The sequence below is a fragment of the [Empedobacter] haloabium genome (assembly GCA_008011715.2).
Taxonomy (GTDB): Bacteria; Pseudomonadota; Gammaproteobacteria; order Burkholderiales; family Burkholderiaceae_D; genus Rugamonas; species Rugamonas haloabia.
Genome location: CP136508.1, coordinates 3648346 through 3663127 on the forward strand (window position 1 = coordinate 3648346; position 14782 = coordinate 3663127).

The following is a 14782-nucleotide window of genomic DNA, read 5'->3' on the forward strand; positions in this document are numbered from 1 at the left end:
GATTGTTACAGGTGAAATACCACCACGTCATGCCCCGCCTGCGCCGCATGCTGGTAAAACTCGCTCAAGCGCACGAAGGACGGGACCAGGAACTCGTCGCGCACGCTGTCCTCTTCCTGCCGCCAGTCCATGCCGCCCACGTGCATGCGCGCCATGGTCTCGCGGTCGAAGGCGCCACGAAACGCGGACCATGGGAACTGCGAGAACGTGACGGCGATGCGGCGCACTGCCTTGGGCGGAAACACCCGGGCGCCGCCCAGGCCGAAATTGAGCGCCGGGTCGTGGTCACGCTCCTCGCCGCGTCCTTCGATCGCGTCCAGCAACAGGTCGTCGCCTGGCGGTGGCGGCCGGCAGCCCAGCCTGGCGACGACGCGTAGCACCTGCTCGGCATCCTGCCCGCCGGCCGTCGCGGCGGCATGGTGGCAGGTTTCGCTGCGCTTCGTGGGCGAAGCGAGCCAGGACAGCACCTGCCAGTCCTGGTCGACGTCCATCATGGCCGCACCCGCGAAACGGGGATCCTCGCGCATGTGCCAAACCAGCGGCGGCTTGGCGCGCAGCGCGGCCAGCTGGGCCGCGTCGACCTCGACATAGTAGGCGACGATACTCACTGCGCCGTCATGCCATCATCCGCCGAGATGACGGCGCCATTGATGAAATGCGCCTCGTCGCCGGCCAGGAGCAGCATCAGGCCGTCCAGGTCTTCCGGCTTGCCGGGGCGCTTGCGCGGCAGCATGTCGATCAGGCGGCGGCCCTGCTCGCTGGCGAAATAGTCCTCGTTGATCTCCGTCGAGATGTAGCCCGGGCAGATCGCGTTGGTGTTGATGCCGTATTTGCCCCACTCCACCGCCATCGCCTTCGTCATGTGGATGATGCCGGCCTTGCTCATGCAGTAGACGCCGATCTGCGGCAGCACGCGCAGCCCGGCGACGGAGGCGATGTTGATGATGCGGTGCTGCTTCTTCGGGTCGCCCTTGGCGCGCGCGATCATGCGCTTGGCCGCTTCCTGCGCCACGAAGAAGGCGCCGCGCAGGTTGGTGTCCATGATGAAGCTGTAGTCTTCCGGCGTGACGTCCACCAGCCGCTGGGTGGTCGAGACGCCCGAGTTGTTGACGAGGATGTCGATGGGACCCGCCTCCGTCTCGGCATGGGCAATGGCGGACTTGATGCTGGCGTAGTCCGTCACGTCCAGCGCCACCACGTGGGCGGCGCCGCCATCCGCCTCGATCTCGGCGCGCAGTTCCTTCAGCCGCTCGGTGCGGCGCGAGGCCAGCACCACCTGCGCGCCCGCGCTGGCCAGGACCTTGGCGAAACGCGCGCCCAATCCCGACGACGCGCCCGTGACCAGCGCGATCTTGCCTTCAAAATTGACTTCGATGCCCACGACTGCTCCTTGTTGTTCGTTGTCACGGCACGCATCCTGGGGGCGCGTGCGCAGTGTCCGATATCTTACACAATCAGCAGTATTAGACGGGAACATCTAATACAATGCCGTTGCATTTGCGCGGGAAAAGAAGCACACTCGTGCTAATTTTTCCGTTTCACCTCTAAAACTACAATTCATATGACAAATCTCGTTGAACAGTACGGCCCGCGCGAAGCGATGGAGTATGACGTCGTGATCGTCGGCGGTGGCCCGGCCGGCCTGTCGGCAGCCATTCGCATCAAGCAACTGGCCCAGGAGAAGGGCCAGGAGATTTCCGTTGTCGTACTGGAGAAAGGCGGCGAGCTGGGCGCCCACATCCTGTCCGGCGCCGTCATGGACCCGCGCGCGCTGACCGAGCTGATTCCGAACTGGAAGGAGCTGGGCGCGCCGCTGAACACCGCCGTCACGGAAGACCGCGTGCTGTTCCTGACCGAAACGAAGGCGTACAAGACGCCGAACTTCATGATCCCGAAATGCCTGGAGAACCATGGCAACTACGTGATCTCGCTGGGTAACGTCGTGCGCTGGCTGGGCCAGCAGGCGGAAAGCCTGGGCGTGGAAATCTTCCCCGGCTTCCCCGCCGCCGAGATCCTGTACAACGAGGACGGCTCCGTCAAGGGCGTGGCGACCGGCAATATGGGCGTCAAGCGCGACGGTGAGCCGGGCCCCGACTTCCAGCTGGGCATGGAACTGCACGGCAAGTACACGCTGTTCGCCGAAGGCTCGCGCGGGCACCTGGGCAAGCAGCTGATGGCCAAATACGACCTGAACAAGGGCAAGGACCCGCAGGCCTACGGCATCGGCATCAAGGAACTGTGGGAGATCGACCCGGCCAAGCACCAGCCAGGCCTCGTCATCCACACGTCCGGCTGGCCGCTGGCGCACGACACCTACGGCGGCTCGTTCCTGTACCACATGGAAAACAACCAGGTGGTGGTCGGCTACGTGGTCGGCCTGAACTACCAGAACCCCTACCTGTCGCCGTACGAGGAATTCCAGCGCTACAAGACGCACCCGGAAATCCGCAAGTTCTTCGAAGGCGGCAAGCGCATTTCCTATGGCGCCCGCGCCATCACGGCCGGTGGCCTGCAGTCGCTGCCGAAGCTGGTGTTCCCGGGCGGCGCGCTGATCGGCTGCGACGCCGGCTTCCTCAACATGAGCCGCATCAAGGGCAGCCACGCCGCCATCAAGTCCGGCATGCTGGCCGCCGAGGCGCTGGTGGCCGCGCTGGGCGAAAACCGCCAGTTCGACGAGCTGACGGCCTACCCGGTCGCCTTCGAGCAGTCCTGGCTGCACGAGGAACTGCACGTGGCGCGCAACGTCAAGCAGTACCTGAACAAGGGCCTGATCTACGGTTCGATCATGACCGGTATCGACCAGATCGTCTTCCGCGGCAAGGCGCCCTGGACCTTGCACCACAGCGAGCCGGACCACGCTTGCCTGAAGCCGGCGGCGAACTACAAGCCGATCGTCTATCCGAAGCCGGACGGCAAGCTGACGTTCGACAAGCTCTCTTCCGTGTTCATCTCCAACACGAACCACGCGGAAGACCAGCCGGTGCACCTGACGTTGAAGAACCCGTCGGTGCCGGTGGACGTCAACCTGGCCAAGTACGCCGGCCCGGAACAGCGTTACTGCCCGGCCGGCGTGTACGAGTTCGTCAAGAACGACGACGGCGCCGAGCGCCTGCAGATCAACGCGCAGAACTGCGTGCACTGCAAGACCTGCGACATCAAGGACCCGACCCAGAACATCGTCTGGGTCACGCCGGAAGGCGGGGGCGGGCCAAACTACCCGAATATGTAAGCATTGTTCGGGTAGCAAAATGACAACGGCGCCGGTGCCTTGCCCCGGCGCCGTTTTTTCATACACAAAAAAAGTCGAAAAAATTTCCGCATGGCACTTAATGTCCGGTTCGAGGCGGTCGTCTTGTACTCATGAGAGCGCAGAAAGCTGCTCTAAATCGAACCCCTTAAAACCGGAGTAACTAACATGCTGAGCCTTCACACCAACAACGCCGCCCTGTCCGCGCAGAACTCGCTGACCAAGACCCAGAGCACCCTGTCGACGTCGATGACCCGCCTGTCGACCGGCTACCGTATCAACTCCGCAATGGACGACGCTGCTGGCCTGCAGATCGCCACCCGCCTGAAGACCCAGACGAGCGGCATGCAAGTGGCAATGCGCAACACCCAGAACTCGATCTCGCTGATGCAGACCGCCGAAGGCGCGCTGGACGAGACCACCAACATCCTGAACCGCATGAAGGACCTGGCCACGCAAGCCGCCGACGGTTCCTCGACCAAGGACGACCAGGCCGCGATGCAAGCCGAATTCGACTCCCTGTCGAACGAACTGGGCAACATCATGACCAACACCAAGTTCGGCGGCACCAACCTGCTGACGGACACGACCGGTAAGCTGTCGACGACGATCACGTTCCAGATCGGTTCCGACAAGGACGAAAAGATGACGGCCGACTTCTCGACCGAGATGACCGCCGTGCACTCGAAGATCAAGCTGGCCGCCACGCAGTACGACGGCGCCACCGGTGTCGCCGCGACCGCGGCCGGTACGGAAATCTCCGGTGCCGACGCTGCCACCGGCGCGACCAACGCCAACGCGACGATCAAGACCCTGTCGGACGCCATCGACTCCGTCGGCACGATGCGCTCGAAGCTGGGTGCGATCTCGAACCGCCTGGACCACGTCTACAACAACCTGTCGAGCATCTCGACCAACACGAAGAACGCATCCGGCCGCATCATGGACGTGGACTTCGCGACGGAATCGGCCAACATGACGTCGAACCAGATGCTGCTGCAAGCCGGCACCGCGATGCTGAAGCAGTCCAACAGCCAGTCCTCGCTGGTCCTGTCGCTGCTGCAGTAATCCTGACGGCCGGACCCGCGACCGGGTCCGCCTGACGCAGAGCCAACCGCCAGCGCGGTTGGCTTTTTTTTATCCATGCATGGTAAGCTGTCTTCATGGCAATAAACCGACTGGCGCCCACCGCGCCGACCATCACCGAACGCACGTCGCGCGAGCCGACCGGCCAGCAGCCGCGGCCCGGCCTGCCCCAGCCCGCCGCCACCGGCCCGGCCGCGCCGTTCGCGCTCGAGCCGGGCTTGCCGGCCGCGGTCGGTGCCGTGCTGGAGGCGATGGACGGCCAGCTGCTCGCCAGCGCCGCCCCAGCCGCGCTGGCCGGCAAGGCGGCGCTGGACAGCCTGCTGGCCGATACCGGCGCCATGCAGCCGAATCAGCTGTTCGCATCGCGCCAGCTGGTCTGGCAGACGCCGGATACGTCGGTGCTGGCCGCGTCATGGCAAGTCATGGTGCGCAACTACGCCGAGCAGCGCGCCGCCTTGCAACAGCAGACCGAAGGGCGGCGCCTGCCGTCCGGGCTGTTCCGGTCCGAGCAGGCCGGTGCCGTACTGCAGGGCGGCCGCGTGTCGCCGGAGGTGGTCGCCGAAACGGAAGCGTGGAAGTTTGCCGTGTATGCCTGGGGCGCCGAGAAACTCGTGCTGCGGGTCGTCACGCTGTCTCCCGACGAGGACGAGGCCTCGGATCGGCGCGGGCGCCGTCCAGCGGTGCCGCGCGTGGCATTGCGGCTGGAAGTCTTCCTGCCCGACATGGGCAAGGTGGTGGTGCAAATGGAGCCGGCGCCCGGCGGCGTGCTGCTGGACATCGGCGCGGCGCAACAGGCAGCGATGCAGCACATGCGTACCCTGCTGCCGCAGATCGCCGTGCTGGCCAACCGCTGCGGCATCACGATCGGGCGCGCGCGCATGATGCGCGAGCTGCCTGCCGCCGCCGGCAACCAGCCGACCGGGCGGCAGGTCGCGCAACTGACGCCCGCGCTGTTCCGCACGATGGCCGAGGTGGCGGTGTTGTTGTCGCAGCCGTTGCCGGCGGATGAGTTGTTTTTCGAGCCGCGCGGATAGGGCTGTCTTTCCTCGAACGGGCCGCCGCGTTCTCGAGCTGTGCCGTTAAAACCGCGCTCGATTTGATCCTGGCCAATCGGATGTCGATCGCTTTCTTACCCGTCCCGCTGACTGACTAGGATGCAGTCCAGGCACCGCCATCTCACCGGCCGCCCATCCACGGCGCATGCTAAAATAGCAACACCAGGCCGATCTGACGGGTGCATCGCGTAACGGGTGGAACGCTGCCTCCCCTGGCCGGCGCAGCTTCGTTGCGTGCCTACGCTCTGAATAAAACCATCGCCTGACAGTTCCATGACCGAACCCACGCATAAACTTGGCGAGCGCCCGCCCGAGGTCGCCGTCGCGCCGCTGAACACGATTGACCAGCAAGACGTCGGCGCCGCCGCGGCAGCCTTCGACAAATGGCTGCGCAAGATCAGCCACGACTACGTGACCCTCGAGCGCCTGAGTACGGTGGCGGGCAGCCTGCCGGTTATCGGCAACATCATGGCCTTGATCGACGCCATCATGGACATCGTCGGCGTCATCCAGAAGCTCATCGCCAAGAAGGAAATCGAGTTCCTGGCCTGGGTCAGCCTGGGCATCAACCTGATCGGCGTGGTGCCGCTGCCGGCATCGAGCGCGGCGCGCATGAGCCTGCGCCCTGCCCTGCATTTGGCGCGGCAGAAGCTGGCGATGAGCGCCAAGGATATCGGCGCGACGGTGGTCGAGGTGCTGGTCGTGCACCTCAATGCCCGGCTGGCCGGCGAGCTCGAAACTTTCATTGACGGCGCGATGAGCAGGCTGTCGGGCATCCTGGACGAATGCGCCAAGGTGGCCGACGGCATCGTCGACGACCTGGTCAAGATCCTCAAGCGCTGCATCGGCAAGGAACCGCTGTTCGACGTCGCTCCCCCGGCGCAAGCGGAGAGCAAGCTGCACGACCCAAAGGTGCAAAGCAGCTGGCGCCGCATGCTGGGCGCGATCGACCGGCAATACAAGCGGGCCGCGAACTACGCCGCCGCCACGGTGGCGCGCCAACTGCCGGAAAGTGCCGTCACGGGCGTCACGGCCATCATCACGCACCTGACCGACTTCAAGCCGGCGTTTCGCGGCAAGCTGGCCGCCCTGGCCGACGAACAGGCGCAGATGAGCATCAAGTGGATCCTGATGCGCCTGCGCGATGCCGTCGTCAAGCACAAGAAGGACTATGCGGTGCTGATGCCATCCACCAAGGGCGCCCGGCACAAGAAGGACAACCCCGGCCACGAGCTGGGCGCCGCCAGCCATCAAAGCCCGGCCATGGGCGATGCCAACAACTGCAAGCTGTGCCCGGCAAAAGGTGGAACGGGACGGTCGATCAGCTTTGCCACCGGCGCCGAAACGTTTACACATACCGACTTCGTCCTCGATGCCCCGCTGCCGATCGAATGGAGCCGCACCTACCGCAGCCAGCTGGTCGCCTACGATCGCGGCAACCTCGGCGCACGCTGGCTCACGTCGTACAGCACGCGTATCGACGTCGTCGGTCAGGGCAAGCCGACCGCCCTGCTCTATCACGCCGCCGATGGCCGCAGCCACCGCTACCCCTGGCTGGCCGTTGGCGAAAAGCACCACGACCCGGTCGAGCAGATCACGCTGACCCGCTTGAGCATCACGCTGCTGACGCTCGACTTCGGCAAGCCGCTGCCAGCGGGCGCACCCAGCCCCTGGCGTGAAACCTACGAGCTGACCGACACCGTACGGGCCAAAACCGCCGAGATGGGCAAGCAGCACTTCCGCCTGATCGCCATTCACGCCAAGGACGGCGCAGCCCTGGGCCTGCGCTACGACCACGTGGCCAATGGCGAGGCGGTGCTCAGCGACATCATCAGCAAGCAAGGCGACGCTATCGTCGCCCATGCCGGCACCCAGGTCGACGCCAATGGCCACATCGTCTCGCTGTGGGAAATCAAGGATGGACAATTGGTGCGCCAACTGTCCGCCTACGACTACAACGAGCACGGCGACCTGATCTACGCCCAGGAAGAAAACGCGGCCGCCTGGCACTACCAGTACGACCGCCACCTCGTCACCCGCTACACCGACCGCACGGGTCGCGGCATCAACCTGGCCTACGACACCAGCATCGACAGCGGCGCCAATGCGAAAGCGATCCGCGAGTGGGCCGACGACGGCAGCCACGACACGCGGTTAGAGTGGGACAAGAACATCCGCCTGACCTACGTCACGGACGCGCTGGGCAATGAGACGCGCTATTACTACGACATCGCCGGCTACACCTACCGCACCGTCTACCCGGACGGGCTGGAAGAATGGTTCTACCGCGACAATGCGAAAAACGTCATCCGCCACATCCACACCGATGGCAACAGCGAGCATTTCCGCTACGACGACCACGGCAACCTGCTGACTCACACCCGTGCCGACGGCAGCCAGGTCCACTTCGAATACGACGCCAACCACCGCATCACAGGCATTCTCGATCCCGAAGGCGGCACGTGGAAGCGCGACTACGATGCGCAAGGCCACCTGGTCGAGGAAATCGACCCGCTCGGCAACAAAACGCAATATGCCTACGACAAGGCTGGACGCCCCGTCGAAGTCACCGATGCCAAGGGTGGCGTCAAGAAACTGGCCTACACCCCGGACGGCCAGCTCGCCAGCTACACCGATTGCTCCGGCCACAGCACCCAGTGGCAATACGACGAGCGCAAGCGCCTCATCAAAAGCTTCGACGCCGCCGGCAACATCACGCGCTATCGCTACACGCCAGTCAGCGTCGAAACGCTGACGCTGGCACTCAGCGAAGAAACCGGCAATCGCCCAGGCCAGCTCGAAGCCGTCATCCACCCTGACGGCAGCGAAGAGCAACTGCGCCACGACGCCGAAGGCCGGCTGCTGGCGCACATCGACGCGCTGCAACGCCGCACCGCCTACCGCTACACTGCGGCCGGCCTGATCGCGCAGCGAACGGATGCACTGGGCCACAACCTGCGCTACCGCTGGGACGCACTGGGCCGGCTGTCCACGCTGGAAAACGAAAACGGCAGCGTCTACCGCTTCCAGTACGACCCCGTTGGCCGGCTGCTGCAGGAACAGGGCTTCGATGGCAAGACCACCGACTACCGCTACCACGAAGGAACCGGCGTGCTGGCGGAAACCGAGGAAGCCGGCGTGACCACACGGCTCGAGTTCGACGCCATGGGCCGTCTCATGCAGCGCCGCGCCGCCGCGCCAGGCCAGCCCGAGCAAATCGAAACCTTCGCCTACTACGCCAGCGGCCAACTGGCCGACGCGAAAAACGAACACGCCCGGCTGCAATGGTTCTACGACCCCGCCGGCAATCTGGTACGCGAACACCAGCACTATCACGGCCCATTCCATCCGGACAAGCGCACGGCGGTCTGGCACCACCGCTACGACGAACTGAACCAGCGCATCGGCACGACCCGCCCCGACGGTCACCGCATCGATTGGCTGACGTATGGCGCAGGCCACGTGCACGGCCTGCTGCTCGATGGGCAGGAAATCGTGTCCTTCGAGCGCGATGCGCTGTATCAGGAAACCAGCCGCACGCAGGCTAATGGCCTGTTGCAAACGATGAAGTATGACCCGGCCGGGCGCCTGATCGAGCAACAGCTGGGCCGGAAGAACGTGGAGTTCCACCCCGGCCAGTATCGTCCGGACGTTCAGGTCGGCATGCAAGCGGCGATCCAGCGGCGCTACCGCTACGACCGCTCCGGCCAACTGACGAGCATCGACGACACCCGGCGCGGCCATATCGAATACCGCTACGATCCGATCGGACGGCTGCTGGCGGCAAATAGCGCGATGGGCCATGAGACCTTCGCCTTTGACCCGGCTAGCAACATCCAAGTGCCCAACACTGCGCAGCAGCACCAGAGCATTGCTACCCGCACCCTGCTGCCAAAAGTGCTGGATAACCTGCTCAAGGAATATGCCGGCACCAGCTACCGCTACGATGAACGAGGTAACCTCATCGAGCGCCTGCAGAACGGCCAGCGCGACACGTTCGAGTGGGATGCGTTCAATCGGATGGCACGCGCCGTCACGCGGCACGGCGTCACGACCTACGCCTACGATCCGTTGGGTCGGCGTATCGCCAAGCATAGCCAGGCCAGCGACGGCGCTACCATGCGAAATGCGACCCGGACCATGTACGGCTGGGATGGAGACACGCTGGCGTTGGAAAGCAGCATGCACCACGGCCATGCCACGAGCGATCGGACGGTTCATTATGTGTACGATCGCAACAGCTTCACGCCGCTGGTGCAGATTACGCAGAGTCGCATATTTGCACTTGCCCCTACCACAGATGTGAAAGCACTAATGGTAGGCAACGATGGCAAGTATGACATCGCAATCGATCCGCTATGGAACGGTGAGTACGAGCAGGAAGCCGAGCCCTTCGGCAAGGATGAGATCGCATTCTATCAGTGCGATCATCTGGGTACACCCCAAGAATTGACGGATCATCAGGGTAAGGTCGCGTGGTCCGCGCAGTCTAGGGCGTGGGGGCGAGCGAAGGTAGCGATCAGCGAGGCTGCATACAAGGCAGGAATTCGGAATCCGATCCGGTTCCAGGGCCAGTATATGGATGATGAGACGGGGCTGCATTACAACCGGTATCGGTATTACGACCCACATATCGGCAGATTCGTCTCCAGTGACCCTATCGGACTCCAGGGTGGCCTGAATATACATCTGTATGCTCCCAGCCCAACCGGTTGGATTGATCCGCTAGGACTGTTGCCCAGCGGTGGAACACCAGCGCTAATTGGTGGTGATTACCATCCCGACACGGTGGCAGCGAATTCAGCCCGAAATCAACAGTTTTATGGAAAGAAGTGTCCGACAGGCCATGCCGCAAAGGCTGTCAGCCTTGGGTACAGAAGAACCAATGAGTTGTCGCATGGACAACCGGTATATACCAATCCAAAGGCGCGAAGCGCTTTAAAGTATATCTCGCCTGATGCAGATGGGCACAACATTTCGAACGGGTGGAAAGGGGCGGATACTATTCCAAACCTGGGCAGCCGGCGCACGCGCTCGGGAACCTACGATGAAGATCTGAATAGAATTGGAGATTGAAATGGATTATTCTTATAGAATCACGAAATATAGGTATTTAACTTTCGGGGGAACGTTACGCTCGCCAGCTACTGAGTGGACGAGTTTTTCTGAAATCGACCAGGAGGACGATGATCGCACGAGAGAATATCTAGCTATTGAAGGCGAATATATATCGCTAGCCATATATCTGTGTAACTCATTTGGCGCCAGCAGCTTGAAAGTTCAGGGGCTCGAGAACAGCAAACCAATTGAGAATGACATTTGCGAAGGGCAATCATTTACAATCGCACAAGTTCCAAAATTAATTGCTTCTATATTGCGAGAGGAGTTCTGGTGCCGTTTGATTGGCGATGGCATTGAGTTCCATTTCGGGTATGACTATTATATGTACTTCGTTTCAGACCGGGATGCATCGGAATTCATATTGAATTCTAAGACGAAATTATTTACTCAAGAGTTTCTTTCGCCTTACATGATTGACTAAAGCCGGCCCATCGGAGCGTTCGCAATATTGCTACTCATCCATGATAGTCGCAAGGCACTAACCATGACAATGTCGATGCATCAATGTGGGTATATTGGCACATTCCCCCGACGAGGTAGGCTTCGTACTCGACATTAATCGCGCCGATGTGAATGCCGCGTGCATCCACGACTGGCTGGCGCAGACGCTGATGAGCCGGATGAGTAACACGAGCGGGTGGCGGCGATGTCTACCGCCGTCGACGTCTCAGAGCAGGCCGGCGCCGTGCTGCAGGGCGGGCGCGTGGCGCCGGAGGTGGTCGCGGAAACGGAAGCGTGGAAGTTCGCCGTGTATGCCTGGGGTGCGGAAAAACTGGTGCTGCGCGTCGTCACGCTGGCGCCGGACGAGGACGAAGCCCCTGGCCGGCAGGGTCGCCGGCTGGCGGCATTGCGCGTGGCCTTGCGCCTGGAAGTGGTCCTGCCCGGCCTGGGCAAGGTGGTGGTGCAAATGGAGCCGGCGCCGGGCGGCGTGCTGCTGGACATCGGCGCGGCGCAACAGGCAGCGATGCAGCACATGCGTACCCTGCTGCCGCAGATCGCCGTGCTGGCCAACCGCTGCGGCATCACGATCGGGCGCGCGCGCATGATGCGCGAGCTGCCTGCCGCCGCCGGTAACCAGCCGACCGGGCGGCAGGTGGCGCAACTGACGCCCGCGCTGTTCCGCACGATGGCCGAGGTGGCGGTGTTGTTGTCGCAGCCGTTGCCGGCGGATGAGTTGTTTTTCGAGCCGCGCAGCTGAGCTCTCTCAAATTCCGTCGGGCCTGTTCCTGGATGGGGCCGATGGCGATCCTGCAAGCGCTCGGCGACGCAAAAAACCCCGGTGACAGGTACCTCGCAAGCCGGCAGCGAATCGGCGCGATAGCGGCCCTCAGCAAGCTATTTCGGGCTGCCCTTTGCCCGCTCCCTGCTAGCGCGTTCCGCCAGCTGCGCGCTGGCCAGGCCAGCCTCGAATGCACTTGGCTTCGCGGTCTTGCCGGCTCTGCTCTTTTGCGCGGCGGCGTCTTCGATCGTTTCGGCGATACGGAACCCTTCGCCGAGGCTGCTGCGATTGTCCAAGCCCGCGTGGCCGCGATGGGTCGGGCTGGCACCGACCGCGCCATTGTTGTAGCTGCCGCCGCGATGGATCGCCATCGCCCCACCGTGGAACGTCGCGCACCCGCTTGTCCACGCGCTGCCGTCGGTGGGCGCGCCTTCATAGGACAGGTGCTGGCAATCTTCGACATACTCGCCGACGTTGCCGAGCATGTCATGCAAGCCGAACGCATTGGGTGCATACATGCCCACGACCGTGGTGAACTCCGCCCCGTCATGGCATTTGACTTCGTCCCTGGATTTACCCGTCAGTCGCGCGATGGCGGCCTTGCCGCCGCGGTCGAACACATTGGCATGCTTGCACAGGGCCGCGGGATCATCGCCAAACGGATAGCGGGCATTGCCGCCTGCGCGCGAGGCGTATTCCCATTCCGCCTCGCTGGGCAGGCGGTAATGTTTTCCGGTTTGCTGGGACAACCATTCCAGATATGCATGGGCATCGTTCCAGCTGACGCACGTGACCGGGTGATAATCCGTGGGTGCATTAACGGGTGAATCCCATGCGACCTGTCCGACTTCAATGCCCCATTCATTGGCGGCAAGTTTCCAGCAGTCGCCTTTGGCCTGATAGCCCGTCGCCTCGACGAATTGGCGGAATTGCTTCACCGTGGTCTCGTACTTGGACAAGCGGAAGGACTTTATCTTGACCGCATGTACCGGTTCGGAGGTCGGGTAATTCTCGTCCTTGGGATTGTCAAAACTGCCCATCAAGAATTCGCCGCCTTTAATCATTACCATCGGTGGGATGATCACGGCATCGCCAGCCGCCGCCAGAGGGCCGCTGACGGCAGCCAGGGCGGCCAGCGCTAAAACAAGGAGGATGTTTTTCATGAAGTATGTCGTAGGGATGAAAAACAGGGCACGGCCGGGATGATCGGCCGCCGCGCGGGACAAGACGGCCTGTTGCCAGACAGCTAGGGGGAAGTTTGCCCCGACGCGCTTGCCGCAACGTCCTGGCCGATCGGCGCGGACGTCCATCCATGCAGGCGGCGCCAGCAGGACGGTGCCAAGCCACTGATTTTCTTGAAGGAAGCGTTGAACGTGGATTTGCTGTTGAAGCCAGCCGCGAACGCCAGGTCGAGCAGCGTGCGTGCCTCATTGCCGGGGTCGCGCATCATGTTGTGGATTTCCGCAACCCGCAAACCGTTGATGTATCCGAAAAAATTCATTCCCAGCACATCATTGAGATATTGCGACAGCAGTTGTGGCGACGTGCCGATGCGTCCGGCCAGATCGGACAATTTGATATCGGGATCGCGATAACCGCACTCGTGCACGGCCCAATGCGCCAGACGCTGGCCAATCAAGTGGCTTGCCGCGTCCGTCATGCCGGATCGGGAATATTTATGCCCGCCGACGTCAACAGGGTCGCCGAAAGGCGACTCCTCAGCAGACGCTACCGACTGAGTCACCGATATGATCGCGGCCCTGTCTTCTCCGGCAGGAACAGCCGGACTGGATTCCTCCACCGTGCCTATGCCAATTGGGGACATGAATACCGCCGTCTGGCGCAAGCCGAACCACCCAACCAGATACAACGTGATCAAACGGCCGAGAATCAGCAGCAGGCTCCAGAAACCACCGAGCAGATTCGACGGAATCCAGATGATCAATAACGCGATAAATATAATGCTGAGCCAGGACAGCCAGATCAGGTCACGCTGCCCGATCGAGGAATAGTGCTCACGCAAGCGTTGCCGATACTGGCTAAGCCGGTACAACGCGGCCAGGGCGTAGCCGGCCGCCAGCACCTGAAAGGCCAGCAGCGCCATGCTGAACACCGATCCTCGCAGCAGCAAACCCAACAAGTCCGGTCCCGAGAGTTGGGAGCGCCCATATAGCAGGGCGACAACCAGCAGCGCGAGCGGCACGAAGTGCCAGCGCTGCCGGAGTGAATTACCCAGGCCGGTCACGCTGCGCACGTAGCAATAGAAAAATGGTCCGACGCTGGCCAGCGGCCAGTCGAACAAGCCAAATAGCGCGGGAAACCGGCTGTACATGGGGAACGCCAGCGACAGCAGGGAAACTGACAGGATAAACAGGCCCAACCATAGATTGGCCGGCCGACTGCCGGTCATCGCGATCAGCGGGATTGCCAGGAAAAAGCCAAGCAAGCCGGTCGAAATTTCGATGGCGGCTAACATGAAACCGCCTCGTCAACGGCGATGGATAAGGTCATTCTGCTACCGTATTGCTGTCAAGGCAGCAAGGATAGCGCAAATGCAAGCAATGCAATAAGAAATGCGTCGGCCAGCGTCGTCGAACACGCCATACCGGCGGCCCAGCCGCGCGAGACTCATCCATGCCCAGGTGGGCGCCACGTGTTGACAAAGGGTATCAGCGATTCATAAAGGTAGCGCATATTCTTTGAAGTGCCGAGATGTATTTCCTGACCGCTCATCCGTACCACAATGCCCATGGCGCCCTCTTCCAGCCCCCAGTCGCCGCCAAAAGCAACATCCTCGATGAAGCATGATCGATAGGTTTTGTAGGGAACAAAAAACCATTTACGCACGACTTCGACGTGATCGGGAAAGACCTGAATCGATGAACGAAGACCACCGATCAGAAGGAGACAAATCAGCGCAAGCGCTGCAAGCAGCTTCCAGCCAGCCCACTGCCCAGCAAGTATGCTAACAATTCCTCCGCCAGCAAACGGAATCAACCATACCGTGAACTGTGCCAGGGAATCGGCACTCTCGAAGGCGAACAATGGGGTGTC

Annotated in this window: 11 protein-coding genes; 6 read left to right on the top strand and 5 right to left on the bottom strand. The window is 62.2% G+C overall.

From position 1 onward, the window contains the following. Nucleotides 1-5 precede the first annotated feature (5 nt). Nucleotides 6-608: a DUF1877 family protein gene (locus E7V67_015850; protein ID WUR11186.1), complete on the bottom strand. Its 603-nt coding sequence runs from the start codon at nucleotides 606-608 to the stop codon at nucleotides 6-8. Continuing rightward, the gene (locus tag E7V67_015855; protein WUR11187.1) at nucleotides 605-1381 is read right to left on the bottom strand and encodes an SDR family oxidoreductase; all 777 of its coding nucleotides are present in this window, start codon (nucleotides 1379-1381) and stop codon (nucleotides 605-607) included. The genes E7V67_015850 and E7V67_015855 overlap by 4 nt, the downstream gene beginning before the upstream one ends. Before the next feature lie 180 nt (nucleotides 1382-1561). Between E7V67_015855 and E7V67_015860 the strand changes: the two genes are divergently transcribed. From E7V67_015860 to E7V67_015885, 6 genes are all read left to right on the top strand, one after another. Beyond that, nucleotides 1562-3229 carry an electron transfer flavoprotein-ubiquinone oxidoreductase gene (locus E7V67_015860; protein ID WUR11188.1) on the top strand — a complete coding sequence of 556 codons (1668 nt, stop codon included), beginning with the start codon at nucleotides 1562-1564 and terminating at the stop codon, nucleotides 3227-3229. A gap of 186 nt (nucleotides 3230-3415) precedes the next feature. After that, complete coding sequence (locus tag E7V67_015865) at nucleotides 3416-4315, top strand: flagellin (protein WUR11189.1); 900 nt, start codon at nucleotides 3416-3418, stop codon at nucleotides 4313-4315. 95 nt (nucleotides 4316-4410) lie between these two features. Beyond that, nucleotides 4411-5367, top strand: coding sequence for a hypothetical protein (locus E7V67_015870; GenBank protein WUR11190.1), 957 nt, complete (start codon nucleotides 4411-4413; stop codon nucleotides 5365-5367). A gap of 294 nt (nucleotides 5368-5661) precedes the next feature. After that, nucleotides 5662-10464, top strand: coding sequence for an RHS repeat-associated core domain-containing protein (locus E7V67_015875; protein WUR11191.1), 4803 nt, complete (start codon nucleotides 5662-5664; stop codon nucleotides 10462-10464). Nucleotide 10465: 1 nt separating this feature from the next. Next, nucleotides 10466-10930 carry a hypothetical protein gene (locus E7V67_015880; GenBank protein WUR11192.1) on the top strand — a complete coding sequence of 155 codons (465 nt, stop codon included), beginning with the start codon at nucleotides 10466-10468 and terminating at the stop codon, nucleotides 10928-10930. A 225-nt stretch (nucleotides 10931-11155) separates the two neighbouring features. Continuing rightward, nucleotides 11156-11707 (top strand): hypothetical protein, encoded by a 552-nt coding sequence (locus E7V67_015885; protein WUR11193.1) that lies wholly within the window; start codon nucleotides 11156-11158, stop codon nucleotides 11705-11707. Nucleotides 11708-11844: 137 nt separating this feature from the next. Here E7V67_015885 and E7V67_015890 read toward each other — a convergent pair whose 3' ends face one another. The 3 genes from E7V67_015890 to E7V67_015900 all read right to left on the bottom strand — a co-directional run bounded on the left by E7V67_015890 (nucleotide 11845) and on the right by E7V67_015900 (nucleotide 14773). Beyond that, on the bottom strand, nucleotides 11845-12891 hold the full coding sequence (locus tag E7V67_015890) for a formylglycine-generating enzyme family protein (GenBank protein WUR11194.1): 1047 nt from the start codon (nucleotides 12889-12891) through the stop codon (nucleotides 11845-11847). Nucleotides 12892-12974: 83 nt separating this feature from the next. Further along, nucleotides 12975-14204 carry a helix-turn-helix domain-containing protein gene (locus E7V67_015895; protein WUR11195.1) on the bottom strand — a complete coding sequence of 410 codons (1230 nt, stop codon included), beginning with the start codon at nucleotides 14202-14204 and terminating at the stop codon, nucleotides 12975-12977. A 152-nt stretch (nucleotides 14205-14356) separates the two neighbouring features. After that, nucleotides 14357-14773 carry a hypothetical protein gene (locus tag E7V67_015900; GenBank protein ID WUR11196.1) on the bottom strand — a complete coding sequence of 139 codons (417 nt, stop codon included), beginning with the start codon at nucleotides 14771-14773 and terminating at the stop codon, nucleotides 14357-14359. Between the last annotated feature and the right edge of the window lie 9 nt (nucleotides 14774-14782).

Coding starts and splice junctions, on each gene's coding strand:
- E7V67_015885 (WUR11193.1), top strand. CDS start 11,156: ATGTCTACCGCCGTCGACGTCTCAGAGCAGGCCGGCGCCGTGCTGCAG.
- E7V67_015860 (WUR11188.1), top strand. CDS start 1,562: ATGACAAATCTCGTTGAACAGTACGGCCCGCGCGAAGCGATGGAGTAT.
- E7V67_015880 (WUR11192.1), top strand. CDS start 10,466: ATGGATTATTCTTATAGAATCACGAAATATAGGTATTTAACTTTCGGG.
- E7V67_015890 (WUR11194.1), bottom strand. CDS start 12,891: ATGAAAAACATCCTCCTTGTTTTAGCGCTGGCCGCCCTGGCTGCCGTC.
- E7V67_015895 (WUR11195.1), bottom strand. CDS start 14,204: ATGTTAGCCGCCATCGAAATTTCGACCGGCTTGCTTGGCTTTTTCCTG.
- E7V67_015865 (WUR11189.1), top strand. CDS start 3,416: ATGCTGAGCCTTCACACCAACAACGCCGCCCTGTCCGCGCAGAACTCG.
- E7V67_015870 (WUR11190.1), top strand. CDS start 4,411: ATGGCAATAAACCGACTGGCGCCCACCGCGCCGACCATCACCGAACGC.
- E7V67_015875 (WUR11191.1), top strand. CDS start 5,662: ATGACCGAACCCACGCATAAACTTGGCGAGCGCCCGCCCGAGGTCGCC.